This window comes from Agarilytica rhodophyticola (assembly GCF_002157225.2).
Taxonomy (GTDB): Bacteria; Pseudomonadota; Gammaproteobacteria; order Pseudomonadales; family Cellvibrionaceae; genus Agarilytica; species Agarilytica rhodophyticola.
Genome location: NZ_CP020038.1, coordinates 4,614,308 through 4,633,396, shown reverse-complemented (window position 1 = coordinate 4,633,396; position 19,089 = coordinate 4,614,308). Strand labels below are relative to the sequence as shown.

The 19,089-nt window shown below is 41.7% G+C and carries 19 protein-coding genes; 13 read left to right on the top strand and 6 right to left on the bottom strand.

Going from position 1 to position 19,089, the window contains the following annotated elements; genetic code table 11:
• Positions 1-3: 3 nt before the first annotated feature.
• Entirely contained in the window at positions 4-843 is an 840-nt protein-coding gene (locus BVC89_RS19330) for a 6-pyruvoyl trahydropterin synthase family protein (protein ID WP_086932771.1), read from the bottom strand.
• Between the two features lie 92 nt (positions 844-935).
• Here BVC89_RS19330 and BVC89_RS19325 point away from each other — a divergent pair, with 92 nt between their 5' ends.
• Positions 936-1,247, top strand: coding sequence for a YqfO family protein (locus BVC89_RS19325; protein WP_086932770.1), 312 nt, complete (start codon positions 936-938; stop codon positions 1,245-1,247).
• Here BVC89_RS19325 and BVC89_RS19320 read toward each other — a convergent pair.
• Positions 1,244-1,564 (bottom strand): DUF3135 domain-containing protein, encoded by a 321-nt coding sequence (locus BVC89_RS19320; RefSeq protein WP_086932769.1) that lies wholly within the window; start codon positions 1,562-1,564, stop codon positions 1,244-1,246. The genes BVC89_RS19325 and BVC89_RS19320 overlap by 4 nt on opposite strands.
• A gap of 334 nt (positions 1,565-1,898) precedes the next feature.
• On the opposite strand from BVC89_RS19320, the gene BVC89_RS19315 reads away from it, so the two are divergent.
• The gene (locus BVC89_RS19315; RefSeq protein WP_086932768.1) at positions 1,899-2,459 is read left to right on the top strand and encodes an NUDIX hydrolase; all 561 of its coding nucleotides are present in this window, start codon (positions 1,899-1,901) and stop codon (positions 2,457-2,459) included.
• A 1-nt stretch (position 2,460) separates the two neighbouring features.
• On the opposite strand, the gene BVC89_RS19310 is transcribed toward BVC89_RS19315, so the two are convergent.
• A complete protein-coding gene (locus tag BVC89_RS19310; protein WP_086932767.1) occupies positions 2,461-3,744 on the bottom strand; it encodes an HlyC/CorC family transporter in 1,284 nt (427 codons plus the stop codon).
• Positions 3,745-3,829: 85 nt separating this feature from the next.
• Complete coding sequence (locus BVC89_RS19305) at positions 3,830-4,609, bottom strand: cytochrome C assembly family protein (RefSeq protein ID WP_245929153.1); 780 nt, start codon at positions 4,607-4,609, stop codon at positions 3,830-3,832.
• A gap of 290 nt (positions 4,610-4,899) precedes the next feature.
• Here BVC89_RS19305 and ffh point away from each other — a divergent pair, with 290 nt between their 5' ends.
• From ffh to recJ, 9 genes are all read left to right on the top strand, one after another.
• Entirely contained in the window at positions 4,900-6,294 is a 1,395-nt protein-coding gene (gene ffh, locus BVC89_RS19300; protein ID WP_086932765.1) for a signal recognition particle protein, read from the top strand.
• 246 nt (positions 6,295-6,540) lie between these two features.
• Positions 6,541-6,789: a 30S ribosomal protein S16 gene (gene rpsP, locus BVC89_RS19295; protein ID WP_086932764.1), complete on the top strand. Its 249-nt coding sequence runs from the start codon at positions 6,541-6,543 to the stop codon at positions 6,787-6,789.
• An 8-nt stretch (positions 6,790-6,797) separates the two neighbouring features.
• Complete coding sequence (gene rimM, locus BVC89_RS19290; protein WP_086932763.1) at positions 6,798-7,337, top strand: ribosome maturation factor RimM; 540 nt, start codon at positions 6,798-6,800, stop codon at positions 7,335-7,337.
• Complete coding sequence (gene trmD / locus BVC89_RS19285) at positions 7,338-8,102, top strand: tRNA (guanosine(37)-N1)-methyltransferase TrmD (RefSeq protein ID WP_216825011.1); 765 nt, start codon at positions 7,338-7,340, stop codon at positions 8,100-8,102. It begins immediately after the preceding gene.
• Between the two features lie 44 nt (positions 8,103-8,146).
• A complete protein-coding gene (rplS, locus tag BVC89_RS19280) occupies positions 8,147-8,503 on the top strand; it encodes a 50S ribosomal protein L19 (protein WP_086932762.1) in 357 nt (118 codons plus the stop codon).
• A 243-nt stretch (positions 8,504-8,746) separates the two neighbouring features.
• Positions 8,747-9,535: a DsbC family protein gene (locus BVC89_RS19275; RefSeq protein ID WP_086932761.1), complete on the top strand. Its 789-nt coding sequence runs from the start codon at positions 8,747-8,749 to the stop codon at positions 9,533-9,535.
• Positions 9,536-9,770: 235 nt separating this feature from the next.
• Positions 9,771-11,078, top strand: coding sequence for a homoserine dehydrogenase (locus BVC89_RS19270; RefSeq protein ID WP_086932760.1), 1,308 nt, complete (start codon positions 9,771-9,773; stop codon positions 11,076-11,078).
• Between the two features lie 40 nt (positions 11,079-11,118).
• On the top strand, positions 11,119-12,516 hold the full coding sequence (thrC, locus tag BVC89_RS19265) for a threonine synthase (RefSeq protein WP_086932759.1): 1,398 nt from the start codon (positions 11,119-11,121) through the stop codon (positions 12,514-12,516).
• Positions 12,517-12,662: 146 nt separating this feature from the next.
• Positions 12,663-14,399, top strand: coding sequence for a single-stranded-DNA-specific exonuclease RecJ (recJ, locus tag BVC89_RS19260; RefSeq protein ID WP_086932758.1), 1,737 nt, complete (start codon positions 12,663-12,665; stop codon positions 14,397-14,399).
• A 146-nt stretch (positions 14,400-14,545) separates the two neighbouring features.
• On the opposite strand, the gene BVC89_RS19255 is transcribed toward recJ, so the two are convergent.
• Entirely contained in the window at positions 14,546-14,860 is a 315-nt protein-coding gene (locus BVC89_RS19255) for a c-type cytochrome (protein WP_086932757.1), read from the bottom strand.
• A gap of 772 nt (positions 14,861-15,632) precedes the next feature.
• Complete coding sequence (locus tag BVC89_RS19250; RefSeq protein WP_086932756.1) at positions 15,633-16,562, bottom strand: 2-hydroxyacid dehydrogenase; 930 nt, start codon at positions 16,560-16,562, stop codon at positions 15,633-15,635.
• Positions 16,563-16,811: 249 nt separating this feature from the next.
• Here BVC89_RS19250 and BVC89_RS19245 point away from each other — a divergent pair, with 249 nt between their 5' ends.
• Together BVC89_RS19245 and BVC89_RS19240 are read left to right on the top strand one after the other, a co-directional pair.
• Positions 16,812-17,585 carry a metallophosphoesterase gene (locus BVC89_RS19245; RefSeq protein ID WP_086932755.1) on the top strand — a complete coding sequence of 258 codons (774 nt, stop codon included), beginning with the start codon at positions 16,812-16,814 and terminating at the stop codon, positions 17,583-17,585.
• A gap of 332 nt (positions 17,586-17,917) precedes the next feature.
• Positions 17,918-19,075, top strand: a complete 1,158-nt coding sequence (locus BVC89_RS19240; protein WP_086932754.1) for a methyl-accepting chemotaxis protein — start codon at positions 17,918-17,920, stop codon at positions 19,073-19,075.
• The last annotated feature ends 14 nt before the right edge of the window (positions 19,076-19,089 follow it).

Genomic DNA, 19,089 nt, shown 5'->3' with positions numbered 1-19,089 from the left:
GGCCTAGAGCTTTACCTGTGCGCCTTTAGCGAGTCCCTCATAGGCTTTTACGATAAAGGTATCATCAGGGTTTTCAGCTTTAAGGGTTGTGGCAATATGCTGGGCAATCAATTCTACGGTAGTATCTGTGTTAATGAGATAGCACTGGGACTTCGGTAACTCAAGATAAAACTCTCCTTGTGATGTGGCATATGAAAACGCATGGTTGTCGCCTATGTTCCCCGTCACTAGGTCTTCTTGTGTACCGATATAAATATCCTGCCACTGCTGCGCCCAGCGTTGCATATCGGCGTGACTTGGCTCGCCGTTTCGCAATATAGATATTCTCGACCTGTGACCGTGAGCAATGCGCTGGCAGTTGCCGTTATGTTTTTTAAGCCCATGACTGTAGTGGTAGTAAGGGCTTTCGATATGCTCGGGTTGAAAAGTGAGTTTGAGTTCTGATACTGAGTTCGGGAATTGTGGCATCAATTTATCAATACACCACTTGGCAACAGATTCTGTAGTGATGACTTGATCATCTATCAGTGTCAGCGCCTGCGAAGGACAAGCACAGCTGATATGTTTGCCCTGATATGTCCAATCGAGTCTGTAGCTTGCCTCGCTATCAACTAGAGATAGCAGACTTGGCGATGCTTTGGGGAGCAATAAGCGATGGTCGATTTCCTCGTCCAGCCAGCGTCGTATGAGGGCTTTGACTATACCAAAGTCTACCACCATGCCTTGTTCATCTAGCTCACCAAAGAGTTCGACACTCGCGAGCCATGTCTCTCCTACTAATCCACGTGTGGGGTGTAAAAAACTAAAATCGACGTTAGTTAGATTGTCTACAAATAAGTGCATAATTTAGGCAGTATTTAAAAGGGGCATCATCTTACTTGAAAGTCTCATAGTAATCATTAAAGAAATTCTATTTTGTATCGAGGTTCAGCGTCATGTTTAAGATTGGGTTTTATGTACCCCCAAGCCACTTGGAGATAGTGAAAAATGCGATGTTTAGAGCTGGGGCGGGAAGGATAGGAGACTATGATCAATGCTGCTGGCAGTGTTTAGGACAGGGGCAGTTCCGCCCCAACAGCCAAAGCCAGCCATTTATCGGGCAACCTAATGAATTGGAGTTACTGCCCGAATATCGAGTGGAAATGGTATGCCCGGATAATAATATTCATGCAGTTATGGATGCCATGAAGCATGCACACCCATATGAAGAGCCGGCCTACGATGTGTGTACCTTAGTGGACTTTTAACCTGCAAAAGGGATAACGTTATTGTCGTTTCTCTCGTTAAAAGAAGTATCAGCATGATTAGCGCTGAAAGCTTCATTAAGTTTAGCGAGAGACTCATGCATCATTTGTGAAATCGCGATGCAGGAGGCAAGAGGTGTCTTGTGTAGCTCTCGCTGGCAATTTATTTGGAACTGAAGTCCCTGTAAGCGCTTTCTAATTCTCTCCGGTGCTTGTTCTATTAATGCTTGAACTTGTCTTTCTCGAAATTCTTCAAGTTTTTCTGGCGACTGCTCAGCAAGTTTTTTTAATTCATCAAAACTTGGCCATTTCTCGTACATATCTACAACCCCGTTGTATTTACTCCTAAAACTACGAATTCTATAACCTTTGGTTATTTAAAAATTTAAGCTCCCCCCGAAACTTAAATCTTACCTATAATCTTGCCTGTGCTAATTTATAAGTGAGCCATTAAACCAATAATGGCGCCAAAAGGTTTTTTTGTGTAAAAAAAATACTAACAGATATCTCGTTGCTATGTGTATAGGTAAAGCTAGATTAAAAAGTTATAATTAACATTTTCTGAACTACTTATCATAAGTTGAGCTTCTGTTCGTTGAACAACGATCACCGTCAGTTTAATATCATTAGAACATAAAACAGAGCATATAAAACGTGCAAGCGGAGCAATTTAGAAATAAGGCAGCAGTATTGGTAGCTATCGCCGGCGAATATCCGGATAAAGAATCACTATTACTTACCCAGCGAGCAGAGCATCTGTCGATTCATGGTGGCGAGGTGGCTTTTCCAGGTGGTAAGTGGGAGCCAGATGATCAGAGCTTGCTTGATACCGCGCTCAGAGAAAGCCACGAAGAAGTGGGCCTTGAGCCTTCCAGAGTTCAGATTATCGATGAGCTTCCGGCGAATTATACTCGAGGTGGAATGTGTGTGAGCCCTTATGTGGGACGCGTAGACTCCACATCTGGTCTAGAAATTAATTTGGGCGAGCTGCAGTCGATGTTTTGGGTGCCGCTTGATTTCTTTTTCGAAGATACGCGAATTCGTACCGATATCTTTGAGCTGGAAGGACGCGAGTACTGGTCTCCAGCTTATGATTGGATGGGGTATACCATTTGGGGCTTTACCGCTCGCGTCATTGTGGAGGTGATTAATCGCGTCTATGAAAAGCAAATTCGTCGAACCAATCCCGCTCCCGAGGTTATATACGGCAAATAAACTATGACTCGTTTGTCTTCTGATGAACAAGCGCCTTATCGATACGCGTTTCGCCAATTTCTTTTATTTCAAAGCGGTAGTTGTCAATTTCAAAGCTGACAATCGCATCTGGAATATTTTCCAGATACTCGATAATAATCCCGTTCAATGTTTTTGGCCCGTCAGTGGGTAGTTCCCAACTGAGGTTACGGTTTATATCTCTTATGGATGCAGAGGCATCTATCAGATAAGAGTTACCTGAGTACTTGATTATCTCCTGATTTTCTTCCGTAGACGCATCCGTAGCAAAGTCGCCAACAATTTGTTCAAGCAAATCCACTAAAGTTGCCAGCCCCATTACATCGCCGTATTCATCCACAACAATTGCCATTCGTTGCTTCTCTTTTTGAAAGTTCAGCAGCTGTGTCGATAGCGGGGTTGATTCTGGGATGAAATAGGGTTCAGAGGCCAACTGTTTGATAGCTGCATGGGTAATTGCTGTGCTGCCTTCGCTCTTGAGGAACTTGGCGACATTGCGCTGGTGAAGAACACCAACAATGGTATTGATATCACCTTCATAAACTGGGATACGCGTGTATTCTGTACTTTGAATAACGTCGATTATGGTATCAATATCATTTTCCAAATCTATACCAAGTATATCGTTGCGTGGCACTAAAATGTCTTCTACTGACGCTTTCTCTAAATCTAGCACGTTTAGCAACATGCCTTGGTGTTGATCAGGTATCAAGTCACCAGCTTCATCAACAACGGTTCTAAGCTCTTCTGGCCGCAGATGGTCGGTAAGTGCAGAACCTGCCGGATCTAGACCGAATAGACGAGCTATACCATTGGATATCACGTTAATCATCCACACCATCGGTAAAAGCAACAATAGTAGGGGGGCAAGAATAAAACTTGCTGGAAAGGCGATCTTCTCAGGATATACCGCCGCCACAGACTTAGGTGTGACTTCAGCAAAGATTAATATCACTATGGTTAGTACTATTGGCAGCAGCCATACAGTTGCCCACTCGCCGATTAGTCTAGCAGTGAGGATGCCAGCGATTACTGTTGCCATAATATTGACAAAGTTATTGCCGATGAGAATTACGCCAATTAAGCGGTCAGGACGATCGAGCAGTTTAGAGGCCTGAATTGCAGCGCGATTTTTATTCTTAACTAAATGTTTCAGGCGATACCGATTCAAAGACAACATGCCAGTCTCTGAGCTGGAGAAAAACCCCGAAAGTACAATTAGAAAAGCCAGTATCCCAAAGAGTATGGGTGTTGAGAGGTCGTTCAATGAAGCGATAACCTATGTTGCAATCTGAACGGCATATTAGAACGACTTTCAATACTTATTCAAGTAGAAGTTTGCCCGTTTTTATCTAGCTACTACCTAATATGACCTCAATGACTAATTTGCTGCCAAAATAAGCGAGCATTAAAGCGACAAAGCCGCCTAACACCCAACGTATAGCCGCAGCTCCGCGCCAGCCATAAATTTGGTGGCCGGTTAAAAGAACGGCATAAATAATCCATGACAGGAGAGAAAATACCGTTTTGTGGGATAGTTTTTGGACAAATATATCGTCTATGTAGATTATTCCAGTGATAACAGATAGCGTCAGAAACAAGAAACCTGCTCTGACAATATCAAACAACAGCGATTCCATAGTCTGCAGTGGCGGCATAATGCTCATTAAACCGTTAAACTGTTTGCTCTTTAGCTGCTTATTTTGGTAAGAAAGTAATAGCGCCTGCATGCTGGCTATCGTCAATAAGCTATAGGCCAATATAGAGAGCAGTATATGGGCTACGATACCTGGGCTTAGCTGACTGCCACTAGTAACCGGGCTATTAAAGAATTCCCCCACAATCAGCCCCATGATCGATAAAGGCATTAAGAAGACAAACAGGTTGTGAAGAGGCTTGCGCAGACTGCTCATAAGCACTAATAAATTGATGACGAAAAAAAACAGAGATGCTATTTTGAAAAACCCCAGCTCTAAGCCATCCTGTTTAACTAAGGAAAAATAAACAGCAATGGCGTGTGCTACAAGTCCTGATGCAATCACAGCAAGCACTTTTGTCGCTGCAATGTTTTGCCTGCGCATAAGTGCATTGAGAATGTAAGCCCAAGCAGCGGTATAAAAAGAGATTGTCAAAAAGCTGGCCATAGATATCTGATGTCTTGTCTCTTGTCTGATAAATCGGTGGGTGAGTATAGGTAACAAGGTAATGAGTTGTATGGACAATCCCTAAGAGTATTGGGTCATGAGACGCTTGGCAAGTCGAAAGGCGGCTATATTTCTGTCAAAGGTCGTTTTTCGAGAGCTTTAACATTATACTGCGCCGCTAAAAAACGAATATGTCAATTATCGATAAGAGATTCACGTGTTTCACGTCTAGTTCCGTCGATATAATAATCACACTCTAAAAGTTTTGATAAGTCACTATGTTTGAGAATTTATCCGATCGCTTGTCGCGAACCCTAAAGAAGATAAGTGGTAAATCGCGCCTAAACCACGACAATATTCAAGACGCTTTGCGCGAAGTACGTAAAGCTCTGCTTGAAGCCGACGTGGCATTGCCTGTAGTTAAAGAGTTTATTAACCATGTGCGCAAACGCTCTTTAGGTGTCGAAGTCTCCCGTGCGCTTAATCCCGGTCAGCAATTCTTGAAAATAGTGGAAGCCGAGCTTATCGAGATTATGGGGGCGGCAAATGAAAATTTAGACCTTGCTCAACAACCCCCGGCAATTATTTTGATGGCCGGGTTACAGGGGGCTGGTAAAACTACTTCTGTCGCTAAGCTTGCGCGTTTCTTAAAAGAAAAACAGAAAAAACATGTTGTTGTCACCAGTGCCGATGTTTATCGCCCAGCGGCTATTAAACAACTAGAGACTCTGGCGGGTGAGGTTGAGGCGGAGTTTTTCCCATCTTCATCAGAGCAGAAACCTATTGATATTGCCAATGCGGCGTTGAAGCACGCTAAAAAGGCCCACGCTGATGTGCTGATTGTCGATACCGCGGGTCGTTTACACATTGATGATGAGTTAATGACTGAAATTCAGGGGTTGAATAAGGCACTTAACCCTGTAGAAACTTTATTCGTTATTGATGCGATGATCGGTCAGGACGCTGTCAACACCGCTAAAGCTTTTAATGAAGCATTGCCATTAACCGGTGTTGTACTGACTAAGACTGATGGCGATGCCCGCGGTGGGGCGGCTTTATCCGTGCGCCATATTACCGGTAAGCCCATTAAGTTTTTGGGTGTTGGTGAAAAGACAGAAGCCTTAGAGCCTTTCCATCCAGAGCGAATTGCATCTCGTATTTTAGGTATGGGTGACATCATGTCGCTCATTGAAGAAGCCGAACAGAAAATAGATAAGCAAAAAGCTGAAAAACTGGTTAAGAAAGTTCAAAAGGGTAAACGTTTTGATCTTGAAGATTTGAGAGATCAGTTACAGCAGATGAAAAATATGGGGGGTATGGCCTCCATGCTAGAGAAAATGCCAGGCATGGGAAATATGGCGCAATTGGCAGAGCAAGCCAATATGACCAACCAATTTAAGAGTATGGAAGCCATTATTGACTCGATGACGCCAGAAGAGAGACGCAACCCGGATATTCTCAATGGTTCGCGTAAACGACGCATTACCAAAGGCTCGGGTACTGAAATCCAAGATTTAAACCGCCTAATCAAACAGCACAAGCAGATGGCTAAAATGATGAAAAAAATGAAAGGTGGCGGCTTAACCAAGATGATGCGGGGCATGGGCGGCATGTTTCCTGGTGGCATGCCTCCTGGCGGCGGCGGTGGTTTGCCCCCTGGCTTTGGTCAGTAAAACCTCACGACCCAAGCCATTTTAATGATGCTCGTTTGCGATGGGCAAACCGAAACTATTATTGGCATAAACTTTTTCGCATTTGAAGGCGATTACTACTATACATTGACGTGTCTTTCAATTAGACTACGCCGCCTTTCGTAGGTGGCTCTTTGTACATTGTTATATCTAAGTCTAAATAAATTAGGCGCTAATAAATGAGCCATACAGATTTGAACATTCAAGAATTCATAGGATTATGTATACATGGTAACTATTAGACTATCTCGCGGCGGTTCGAAAAAACGTCCTTTTTACCACATTTCCGTTACTGATAGCCGTAACTCTCGCGATGGTCGTTTTCTTGAGCGCGTTGGTTTCTTTAACCCTGTTGCTCGCGGTAAAGAAGAGCGTTTACGCATAGACTTAGAGCGTTATGAACACTGGGTTTCTAAAGGTGCTCAAGTTTCAGATCGAGTTGCTAACTTGGTAAAAGGCAACGCTAAAGCGGCTTAGTTTTAACTGTGTCTAGCCACCGCTCTAATCTGGTTGATGTGGGGCGTATTGCAGGGGTTTTCGGCGTTAAGGGCTGGCTTAAAGTCAACTCAAATACCGATCCTGCAGAGAATATTGTAAGTTATTCCCCTTGGTGGGTGAAAACCCGTCATGGTGTGAAAGAGTTTGAAGTCGACGACTATCAGTTCAATGGTGGTACTTTAATTGTCCACTTTAAAGGAATAGACGATCGCGATGTAGCTGCGCAGTATACGTTATCGAATGTTGCTGTGGAGCGAAGCCAGATGCCAGAGCTGGAAGACAATGAATTTTACTGGCATCAGCTGATTGGGCTAAAGGTCATCAATAAATACCAGGGGCAGGAATCTATTCTGGGCCGGGTGTCGAAACTGATGGAGACAGGCGCTAATGATGTGCTTGTGGTGTCGTCTGATGAATCCAGTATTGATGAGCGGGAGCGTTTAATCCCGTATGCGCCAGATGAGTATGTACTGAGTGTAGATACAGAAGCTGGCGAAATTTGGGTGAGCTGGGATCCTGATTTTTAAATGACCCAAGAATACATGCTACAAGCTGCAGTGGTAACGTTGTTCCCCGAAATGTTTGTTGCATTGACACAAAGTGGTATTTCTCGACGAGCTATCGATAAAGGCTTAGTTGACGTTCAGTGTTTTAATCCGCGTGATTATGCAATGGACAAGCACCGTACGGTTGATGATAGGCCCTATGGTGGTGGGCCTGGAATGGTAATGAGAGTTCAGCCATTACAAGATGCTCTGCAAGCGGCTAGAAATTATTTGCCGATGCCCAAGGATAAACAGAGAGTCATATATCTATCGCCACAGGGACGACGTTTAGATCGGCAAAGCATTAATACTTTAGCTCAGCATAAAAACTTAGTGTTGATTGCTGGTCGATATGAAGGTGTAGATGAACGCTTTATTGAAGATGAAGTGGATGAAGAGTGGTCCATTGGAGACTATGTATTAAGCGGTGGTGAGCTGCCAGCAATGGTGCTGTTGGATGCTCTTATAAGGCGCTTACCTGGAGCTATTGGTGATGCAAAATCTGCAGAGCAAGACTCCTTTGAGAATGGTCTTTTGGATTGTGCTCATTATACTAGGCCGGAAATACTAAACGGTCGTAAGGTGCCAGAGGTTTTACTTTCTGGTGACCATAAAAGAATTGAAAACTGGCGAATGAAACAGGCGTTAGGACGAACCGCAGATAGACGACCTGATTTGCTGGAAAAAATTAAGTTAACTGACGCTCAGGAAGCTTTATTAAAAGAGTATCTTCAGGAGCAAAAGTAAAAAATTTAGCCGTGAGGCTTTATCTTGCTAATCAGGAGCAAACCATGAGTTCTAGTAATAAAATTATCCAAGAACTGGAAAGTGAACAGCTGAAAAAAGATGTTCCAGAGTTCAGCCCAGGCGATACTATTGTTGTCCAGGTAAAAGTAAAAGAAGGTAATCGCGAGCGTCTACAGGCGTTCGAGGGTGTTGTTATTAGTCGTCGCAATAGAGGGATTAATTCTGCCTTTATCGTGCGCAAGATCTCTCATGGTATTGGTGTTGAGCGTACCTTCCAATTGCATAGCAAGCTTGTTGATAGCATTAAAGTTAAGCGTCGTGGCGATGTGCGACAAGCTAAGCTTTACTATCTTCGCGAACTTACTGGCCGTGCTGCTCGTATTAAAGAGAAGTTGGGCTAGGTCTTTTGAAAAATTTAAAAAAGCGGCATTAGCCGCTTTTTTTATGCCTAAAAATATACAATACTTGACGGCGATTTATAGATGAGTAGGTTGGCGCTCAAATTAGTATTGAGCTACTTTCTGCTTTTTTATAGTCGCTTTATTTTGATGAATATTTTTTAATATAAACCTTATTCTATAAGGAACTATACATAACTTTGGTCATCAAAGAGACCAACTAAAACAATTGCCGAGGTATATTCCGTGACCTTTTCACGCTTGATTTCGTATGTTGCAACAGCTGCAACAGTCCTTACGCTTTTTGGTTTTCAGGCGCAGGCTTATGCTGAAGCCAGCTCCGAAAAAACAAAACCACAAACTAAAGTTTCAAAACAAGTTGTCGATGCTATTAGCAAGAAGTTCTCAGCGGCTCGTTCAGATCTTAAAGTGATGGATGTATTGACGACAGACGTTAAAGACGTATACCAAGTATTCTTTGAGGGTAAAGGGTCTGTATATGCGGTAGGTAAAGGTGATTTTTTCTTCGTTGGTGATTTATTCCAGATTGAGGGACAGCGTATTGTTAATGTCACTGAGCAACAATCCAACGGACCAAGGGCTGAACTTATTGCCTCCGTTAAAAAAGACGATATGATCGTTTTTTCTCCTAAAGGTGAAGTGAAAGCAAGTGTGGTTGTTTTTACCGATGTTGATTGTGGCTACTGCCGTAAGTTACATAATGAAATGGCTAAAATGAACGAGCTAGGTATTGAAGTTAAATACTTGGCGTATCCTCGCGCGGGTATTGGTTCCAATTCCTATAAGAAGATCGCATCAGCCTGGTGTGCAGATGATCGTTTAAATGCGCTAAGCACACTTAAAGCAGGTGGCGAAATTCCTGAAAATGTATGTAGTAATAACCCTGTTGAAGAGCAATTTAACATTGGTATTCGTGCAGGTTTAAATGGCACTCCTGCCATTGTATTAGAATCTGGTGAGTTAATTCCCGGTTATATGCCTGCTGAGAAACTGGCTCAGACTCTCGGTATTTAATTTACTCTCGATCTAAAATCCCTCAGGTGAGACTACTCAGCAAGGTCTCACCTTTCTCTCCTAGTATCATCTTCTAACTCCATTGACACCGTCATCTTGCCTCAGTAAGGTTGCATTTCTTTTTTTGCCTAGAAGCTGTTTGATAACGTGCGAACGCCTTACCAGCAAGTACAGCTGTTATAAAATGGCTTCTACACAAAAAATGTCTATTTGAGAGATTGCAGAGGAAAAAACTTTGAAGCGCGTGAATATAGGCGTATGTGGTTTGGGAACCGTTGGTAGTGGAACATTTAATGTTCTGACACGAAATCTAAGTACTATTCGAGCGAGGGCAGGGTGCGAAATTGTTATTTCTCATATTGGCGCGCGTCGCGATAATCCGGCCTGTAATACTGGGGGTACAAGAATCAGCAAGGATATCTTTGCGGTTGCTAATGACCCTGAAGTTGATATTTTGGTTGAGTTGATTGGCGGTGTTACTGTGGCCAAAGATTTAGTGGCCACGGCACTACAAAATGGTAAGCATGTGGTGACTGCTAACAAAGCGTTAATAGCTGAGTTCGGTAATGAGTTGTTTGAAATCGCTAAACAAAATAGCGTGACAGTCTCGTATGAGGCCGCTGTCGCTGGTGGTATCCCGATTATCAGCGCCCTTCGTGAGGGGTTGGTGGCTAATAGCATTGAATGGCTGGTAGGTATTATTAATGGAACTGGAAACTTTATTCTCACAGAAATGCGGGATAAAGGCCGAGATTTTGAAGATGTCTTAAAAGAAGCCCAAGCTTTAGGTTATGCTGAGGCAGACCCAACCTTCGATGTAGAGGGAATTGATGCAGCACATAAGCTTGTTATTTTGTCTTCTATCGCCTTTGGTATCCCATTACAGTTCGACAAAGTTTTCACCGAAGGTATTAGCAAGATCTCTACTATAGATGTTAACTATGCCGATGAATTAGGCTATAGCATTAAACATCTAGGGATTACTCGCCGTCGCGAAAATAATGCTGTTGAACTTCGAGTGCATCCTACACTTATTCCGAAAAACCAAATTATTGCCAGTGTCGATGGTGTTATGAATGCCATCATGGTTAAAGGTGATGCTGTTGGCCCAACACTATACTATGGCGCTGGAGCCGGTTCAGAGGCGACTGCTTCTGCTGTTATCGCTGATATTGTGCGTGTTAGCCGTTTGTGCAAAGAAACGGTAGAATCCAATGTGCCGCATTTAGGTTTTTCAAGTGAGTGTTTAAATAGCTTCGATGTTTTGCCCATAGAAGAGACTCAAACTTCTTATTATTTGAGAATCTCCGTAGAAGATAAGCCAGGGGTTTTATCAAGTATTGCTCAAATCATAAGTCAGGCAGGTATTAGTATTGAAGCACTAATACAAAAAGAGCCACGTGAGGGGCAGGATCTGGTTTCGGTTATTCTGCTAACTAACCGTGCTCTCGAACGTGATATTATCGGTGCTATTGAGAAAATTGAAGATTTAGATTCTGTCGCCGGTAAAATTGTCCGAATACGTGTGGAACTTTTGAAATAAATTTTGAAACAATAATTCTCGTTAACAGAAAGAGTACGCCGTGAAATATATTAGTACACGTGGTGAGTCGCCGAGTTTAAATTTTGAAGATGTCATACTCACAGGTCTTGCTGAGGATGGCGGTTTGTATCTGCCAGAAAAATTCCCTGAATTTAGCCAGAGCGAAATCGCCAGTTGGAGTAATTTAAATTACCAAGAGTTGGCCTACAAAATTATTGCGCCTTTTGTCGATGGTGAAATCCCCAAGGCTGATTTAAAGGCAATTATTGAAAAGTCCTACAGTACATTCCGCCACGACGGTATCGCGCCACTTGTTCAAACAGGGCACAACGAATGGATATTGGAGTTGTTTCAAGGGCCTACCTTAGCGTTTAAAGATTTCGCCTTACAATTTTTAGGAAACTTACTCGACTATATTCTGGATAAGCGCCAACAAAAAGTAGTCATTATGGGAGCAACATCCGGCGATACTGGTTCTGCTGCTATCGAAGGCTGCCGCCAGTGTGAGAATGTAGACATTTTTATCTTGCACCCCCACGGCCGTGTGTCTGATGTTCAGCGCAAGCAAATGACCAGCGTAATAGAGAAAAATGTCCACAATATTGCCTTACAAGGTAATTTTGATGATTGCCAGAAAATGGTGAAATCCAGCTTCGCTGACCAATCCTTTTTGCCCGATGGCCGACAGCTGGTGGCCGTTAATTCGATTAACTGGGCGCGCATCATGGCGCAAATCGTCTATTATTTTTATGCCGGTATTTCTCTCGGTGCACCTCATCGAGCTGTGTCTTTCTCGGTGCCCACCGGAAATTTTGGCGATATTTTCGCAGGCTATTTAGCAAAACGTATGGGCCTTCCCATTGAGCAGCTCGTGATTGCTACCAATGATAACGATATTTTACATCGCTGCATTAGTGCCAATGATCACTCCATGAAGCCTTTGATCCACTCATTATCACCGAGCATGGACATAATGGTGTCGAGTAATTTTGAGCGTATGTTGTTTGAACTCTATGATCGTGATGGCGCTGCCATTAAACAACTGATGGAAGATTTTAAATCTGGTGAGATGGTATTAAAAGAAGAGGCTTTGTCAAAGGCTCGTCAGTTGTTTAGCAGCTGTCGCGTTGGTGATGAAAAGACTCTGAGTGTGATTCAAGATGTATTTGAAAATACTGAATACTTACTCGATCCGCATACGGCGATAGGCTTACAAGCCGCGAGAAAAACACGTCGTTCTATGACAACGCCGATGATATGTTTGGCCACAGCTCACCCGGCTAAATTCCCGGAAGCTGTAAAGAAGGCCGGCCAAGCTAAAGAACCCGCTTTACCTCATCATATGCGTGACTTATTTTCTCGTGAAGAGAAATTTGATGTTTTAGAAAATGATATTAAAGTTGTACACGATTTTATTGCCGCAAATATGAGTGCTTAATAGAGCTGCTTTGAAATTGCTTATTGTATCTTAAACGCTCCTTTGGGAGCGTTTTTTGTATTTTAAGCCTGTGAAGATTATTTCTCATTACCCATTGTGCATACCTGTTCTAAAAAATTAACTCAAATTAACGCTGTTAGTGTGCTATGAAAAAAGTAATAAAACGTCGCTCGAACGCTGCTAATGATACAGAGCAAATACATTCTACCGATGCTATTTTGCATAATATCTTTGCTTCTCGTGGGGCAATATATGGTGAACATAACAATTATTCGCTAAAAAATTTACAAGGCCCCAAATTGCTGAAGGGGCTTGATGAGGCCATCGCTTTACTTGTTAATGCACTGGAAAATAATCAGCGTATATTGATTGTTGGCGATTTTGACGCTGACGGTGCCACCAGTACGGCTTTAGCTGTTCGTTGCCTACAGGCTTTCGGTGCTGTCTACGTTGACTTTCTGGTGCCTAACCGCTTTATTTATGGCTATGGTCTAACACCCGAAATCGTCGCTGTTGCCGAGGAAATGAAACCTGATCTTATCGTTACAGTAGACAATGGTATTTCTAGTATTGCTGGTGTTAACGCCGCGAAAGCTAAGGGGATAAAAGTTCTGGTAACTGATCATCACTTACCTGGGCAGGAGACCCCGTCGGCTGATGCTATCGTCAATCCTAACCAGCATGGTTGTGAATTCTCCAGTAAAAACCTTGCTGGTGTTGGCGTTATTTTCTATGTGATGTCAGCTTTGCGCTCCGCGTTGCGAGATAAAAACTGGTTTGCTGACAAGAATATCCCAGAACCTAATATGGCAGTATTTCTTGATATCGTCGCGTTAGGAACTGTTGCTGACGTTGTGCCTTTAGACTATAACAACAGGATTCTAGTGGCGACAGGTTTACAGCGTATGCGTGCGAATAAGGCCATACCGGGGATTACAGCGTTATTTAATATCGCTGGTCGAGAAATGCATCGTTTATCTTCCTCTGACCTTGGCTTTGCTGTTGGGCCTCGTCTCAATGCTGCCGGTCGCCTCGACGATATGTCTTTGGGTATTCGCTGTCTACTAACAGATAATAAATATGAAGCCCTAAATCTTGCCAAAGAACTTGATGATTTAAATCGCGACCGTAAAAGTATTGAAGCTTCCATGCAAAAAGAAGCGGTAAATTTATTACAAAGCTTTTCTGATGATGAACTAGGACGGCAAGCAAACGGTGTGTGTCTGTATAAGAGCGACTGGCATCAAGGTGTTATCGGTATTCTTGCCTCGCGAATTAAAGATCGTTTGCATCGTCCCACTATTATATTTGCGGACGCCGATAACGGAGAGCTTAAAGGCTCTGGTCGATCAATACCTGGAATTCACTTACGGGATGTTCTCGATGAAGTGGCGGCACTAAACCCGGGGTTACTGGAAAAGTTCGGCGGCCATGCCATGGCCGCTGGTATGTCACTAAAAGCTGAGAAGCTAGAGCAATTTAAACAGGCTTTCAATCTTGTGGTGGGGCATCATCTAGATGAAGAAATTGGTGAGCCCGTAGTGATGAGTGATGGGTTACTGCCAGCCCAGTTATTAACTCTCGATTTAGCTTTGGCAATTAAGAACGCAGGCCCCTGGGGACAGGTATTTCCCGAGCCTGTTTTTGATGGTGTCTTCTATATCGTGCAACAGCGCATCGTAGGGGAAAAGCATCTAAAACTTGTGCTGTCATTAGAGCCTTATTCTAGCAATGTTTTGGATGCCATTGCATTTAATATCGACCTTAATGACTGGCCGAATAATGCTGCAAAGTCAGTGCGTATTGCTTATCAACTAGACGTTAATGAATTTCGCGGTAATGTGAAGGTACAGTTATTAGTTTCCTATATCGAAGCGTTGTGAAGGGTTGCTTGCTTTATGATCGTTGTGAGTGACGCACTGTGATCAAATGCTTAAATCAATATGGCCAGGGCTAGAGAATATCGATGTGTAGAGGTATGTAGAGATATAAAGGGGGCGTGAGGGGATGGCCCTCACACCGTATAACACTATTTTAGCGAAGCGTAATACGCTGCTAAGTTGGCAATATCGGCATCACTCAATGGCGCTGCCATGCCTGTCATAATTGCCGCTTGGCCACCTGTGCGCTGGCCTGTTTTGTATGCTTTTAATGCCAATTCAATATATTTAGGATTCTGACCTGCCAAGTTTGGGTAGGTTGGGATTGGAGCTTTACCGTCAGCTCCGTGACATGATGCACACGCAACGGATTTTGCCTTTCCTGCCGCGGCATCGCCGGCTGCGTGAGCTGCAAAGGGTAGGGCTGTCATAACTATTGCTGAAACTAATACTTTTAAGTTCATATACTATTTCCTAGGGAGGGTTTTATTAATGTTAATGATTTGTTTATGAATACATTGTGAATGCTGATGCCCATTAGCTTTTGTCAAAAAAGAGACGGTTTATCGCAGTTGTGCCGGAATCGGTCTATAAGTCAATATTGTTTTCTTATTGGAGTCTGCCTGTTATATCGCCTTGCTCTTAATTGTATTTGTTTTGTGTCTTCTATTTGTTGTAGCTTGTATCTGTAATTAGTACATTCATCATTTGCATTGCTTATTCATTTCTTCTTGGCGCTTTGCTCGCAACTTTTACCCGTGTATATAAAAAGACGGACTCTTTGGCGATATATTGTACCTTATCGATAGCTGAGATCCACATGTGACCATCAAACTATACATTTCCTGGTTATCCATTTTATAGGTTATATGCATTATACGTGCGTTTTTCCTGGAAATATTAAAGATAATAAATTTTAAGCCAATGCTCATAATTTTAAATACATAATAGCTTACTTACATATACTAACACCAATAGCTTTCTGTGCTTTGCTAACAAATACTCTTTAGGTCGATGTTTTTATAATATTGTTCATTACTTTACGTGTAATAGTTTACCTGTAGTACTTTTTCTGTAGTCACTCATCTGTGATAATGTCACAAGACTCTACTGTTGGATTCCAATAAAATTTTTTAATTGGAATCAATAATGAAAATTATTCGCTATTGCATTTCATTCTTAAATACCTTGTCCGTTACCAGCTAAGTGTCTTGATAAAGTGATAACTTATTCCTTTTAATATCCTCGAGCTAAATCTACTTGATTAAGTAGTGGTTGCTGCATCTTCATAAGCCGATAGTTCTCAATTATCTGTAATGCAACTGAATTTGGGTCGGTAATGCTCGAACAATGTGGCGTAATGCGTATTTTTTCATGCTGCCAAAAAGGATGATCGCTAACTAAAGGCTCTTCATTAAAAACATCAAGACAGGCGCCTTTCAATTGCTCGTTATGCAGTGCTTCCAATAAATCGTTTTCAATTAAGTGCTGGCCTCTGGCAACATTTATTAAAAAAGCATTTTTAGGTAGTGTGTTAAAAAGATCTCGATTTAAAATGCCACTAGTATTTTTTGTTAATGGCAATAAACAAATAAGGATATTACTTTGCCTTAAAAATAATGGTAGCTCATCGTTGCCGTGATATGCAGTAATATTCGCTAAAGATTTTTCTGAACGAGACCAGCCGACAACATTAAAACCTAAATCCGTAAATTTTTTTGCGCAGTATTCTCCTAGTTTACCGAGACCCATAACGCCAATAGTTGTTTCATTAAAGCGTCTAGTTGAATGCTGTTGCCAGTGTGAATTTTGTTGTTGTTTTTCATATACTGCAAAATTACACGTGTGTAACATAACTGCGCTAGATAAATATTCAAACATCGACTGAGCTAACTGTGGATCTACCAAACGAATAATTGGTAAATGTTTTGGTAGCAAACTATCTTCTAGTAAATGATCGACTCCTGCTCCCATTGAACATACACATTTTAAGTTTGGATAATTTTGTAAAATTCCTGTGGGATGTTTCCAGCACAACGCAAATTCAACAGCTTCGGGATTTTTTTCTCTTGGCCATACATCAATATCTAAATGACTATCGGCTTTGTGCAAAGCTTGCAGCCAAGGCTGAGGGTTTTTATTGGTACAAGCGATAAGTATTGTCATAATATTTTTCTAAAACCATATTAAGTTATTTCACTAATAAATCGTTAACACCTCTTTATCAGGCCTATAAAGTATTATACCGCTGGTTTTGTATACACGTTAATGAACAATAGCGATTTAATATTCTGATTAACCCCCTTTTTGAGTGAAAAATGTTCACAAACAGCCATCTAGCGGTACATGTGTTGTCAAATTATTCGTGGTATTGCATAGTGATAGTAAGAGTTTAATATGAATTGGTTCTAATACATGAGAATACTGTCCGTTTCCGACATACACCTAGATTATGATGAAAATATGCAGTGGCTTGTTCAGCTATCAAATAGTGACTATGTCGAGGATGTTTTAATACTAGCGGGCGATATTTCTGATAACCTCTCCTTGGTCGAGCGCTGTTTTGAGCACTGCCTAAAAAAGTTTCGCTACGTATTTTTTGTACCTGGCAATCATGATATCTGGGTAAGTCAAAAACAAAAGTGTTCATCTATCGACAAGTTTTATTCTCTTAGATCCATTGCTCAATCGATGGGGGTTATTGATGAAAGGCGATCTATTAACGGTTATACCATAGTGCCACTGTTCTCGTGGTACGATTACTCCTTTGGTCAACCTAGTGATTATCTTAAAAAAGTTTGGATGGATTTTCGACGCTGTCAGTGGCCTTATGATTTAAAATCGGATATGGATGTTTCAGCGTTTTTTCTAGAAAAGAATAAAGAGCGCCTCACACCTTGTAATGAAACAACCATTTCGTTTTCTCACTTTTTACCTCGAATCGATGTGATGCCCAGTTTTATCCCGCCAGATAAACAATTTATTTATCCTGTTCTTGGGAGTCAACGCATCGATGAGCAGATTAGAGCATTAAATGCGAATATCCATATTTATGGCCATAGCCATGTCAATCGCAGTCTTAAAATAGAGGGTATACACTACCTTAATAATGCCTTTGCTTACCCAAATGAAATGAGAATATCACGTAAAAGGTTGGTGGATGTTCTAGAAGAGTGTGGTGTATCTTGATGTTTTATGGCTGCTATTGGGGCTATAGCGAAATTGAATAGCATAGAGTGCAATTTACAATGCAAATAGCAGTGCCAAGATTTATTGGGTGCCAATTGCTTTGTGAAAATCAAAAAAACTAATAAAAACAGAGTCTTAAGTATACTAGTATCCCCATTGTTTTGATGCTTAATAAGCATCGAGCAGCACAATATTCTTTTCCTTTCTTCAGATTAGATTCAAATCGTCTATTATTATTAAAGTGATTCATAATATTAGAGGTCTATACGTGAAGCACCAACTTATGAATAGCACTAAATTCAATTTTAAACGACACATCTAAGACTATCATTATGCTATCACGATTATTCGGCACTGCATCTGTTGATGTAACAGAGAGGCTTGCAGAGCTCGAAGCAGAAAATGCCGAACTTCGCGCCAAAGTTGCTGAACTTGAAAATGCCCATAATACGGATGAGGAAAAGCTCCATACTATTGTCCAAGTTGAGCATGATACCCATAAGCGCTTAGATTTGCTGTTTAGTAGTACAAGTTCTATTAATGCCGCTCATGAATTTTTAGTAGATAATGCCGACACTTTAGCGACAGAACAAAACAAAGTTTTTGAAAGCCGCTCTGTATTTCATCAGATAGGGGTTATTCTCAATAATATTTCTGGCCGTCTAGCGCATATCGACGTTGAGGCGTCAAAAACACAATCGATACTGCTCGACCTTAATTCTGCTGTTGAACAAATTACTAACTTTACCAGCTTGATCAAAGGGATTGCGGATCAGACAAATCTATTGGCACTTAATGCGGCTATCGAGGCCGCGAGAGCAGGAGAAGAAGGGCGAGGGTTTGCTGTAGTCGCCGAAGAAGTGAGAACGCTGGCAAAAAAGTCCACTGAAGCCAGTGATGATATTGCTGACCTTATACGAAATATCACGCAAGGCACTGAAGAAGTACAATCTGGCATCCATGCAATTAGCAAAGAATCCACCGAACTCTCAGGTACCACAGAAAATGTTGTGGAGTGTGTTACAACGATTACTGCAATTTCAAAAGATATGCAGAATATTATTGCCAGAGCAGCGAATCAATCAGTATTACAAGCGGCAATTTTGAGTCACTTTGTCTTTAAAACTCGCATATATGCCTTAACAGGGCATGAGCAATTCGAAGAAAAAATTATTGGCTTGATTCGAGATCACACAGGTTCACGTATGGGGAAATGGTATTATTCGTCGCTATCGCAACAAGCTTTTGGACATATGAGTTCCTGGGCTGACTTAGAAAAATACCTTATCGCACTCCATGCTGCAGCCTCAGATGCGATAAATGCAAAATTTAATAATCAGCCCGAGAGTGAAATTTTAGATAAGATTCAATTAATGGAAAAAGAAAGTGAGAAACTCACTGGTAATTTGTTAAAACTGAGCGAACAAACGAAGCAGATGGATATCGATGATCTAAATTCACTGCAAACGGACGAGGATATATTGTTTTAGGATCTATTAACTCA

Excerpts from the sequence above, each read along its gene's own strand:
- BVC89_RS19320 (WP_086932769.1), bottom strand. The coding sequence starts at position 1,564 with ATGTACGAGAAATGGCCAAGTTTTGATGAATTAAAAAAACTTGCTGAG.
- BVC89_RS19240 (WP_086932754.1), top strand. The coding sequence starts at position 17,918 with ATGCTATCACGATTATTCGGCACTGCATCTGTTGATGTAACAGAGAGG.
- ffh (WP_086932765.1), top strand. The coding sequence starts at position 4,900 with ATGTTTGAGAATTTATCCGATCGCTTGTCGCGAACCCTAAAGAAGATA.
- BVC89_RS19245 (WP_086932755.1), top strand. The coding sequence starts at position 16,812 with ATGAGAATACTGTCCGTTTCCGACATACACCTAGATTATGATGAAAAT.
- rplS (WP_086932762.1), top strand. The coding sequence starts at position 8,147 with ATGAGTTCTAGTAATAAAATTATCCAAGAACTGGAAAGTGAACAGCTG.
- BVC89_RS19325 (WP_086932770.1), top strand. The coding sequence starts at position 936 with ATGTTTAAGATTGGGTTTTATGTACCCCCAAGCCACTTGGAGATAGTG.
- rpsP (WP_086932764.1), top strand. The coding sequence starts at position 6,541 with ATGGTAACTATTAGACTATCTCGCGGCGGTTCGAAAAAACGTCCTTTT.
- BVC89_RS19250 (WP_086932756.1), bottom strand. The coding sequence starts at position 16,562 with ATGACAATACTTATCGCTTGTACCAATAAAAACCCTCAGCCTTGGCTG.
- trmD (WP_216825011.1), top strand. The coding sequence starts at position 7,338 with ATGACCCAAGAATACATGCTACAAGCTGCAGTGGTAACGTTGTTCCCC.
- BVC89_RS19330 (WP_086932771.1), bottom strand. The coding sequence starts at position 843 with ATGCACTTATTTGTAGACAATCTAACTAACGTCGATTTTAGTTTTTTA.
- recJ (WP_086932758.1), top strand. The coding sequence starts at position 12,663 with ATGAAAAAAGTAATAAAACGTCGCTCGAACGCTGCTAATGATACAGAG.
- BVC89_RS19255 (WP_086932757.1), bottom strand. The coding sequence starts at position 14,860 with ATGAACTTAAAAGTATTAGTTTCAGCAATAGTTATGACAGCCCTACCC.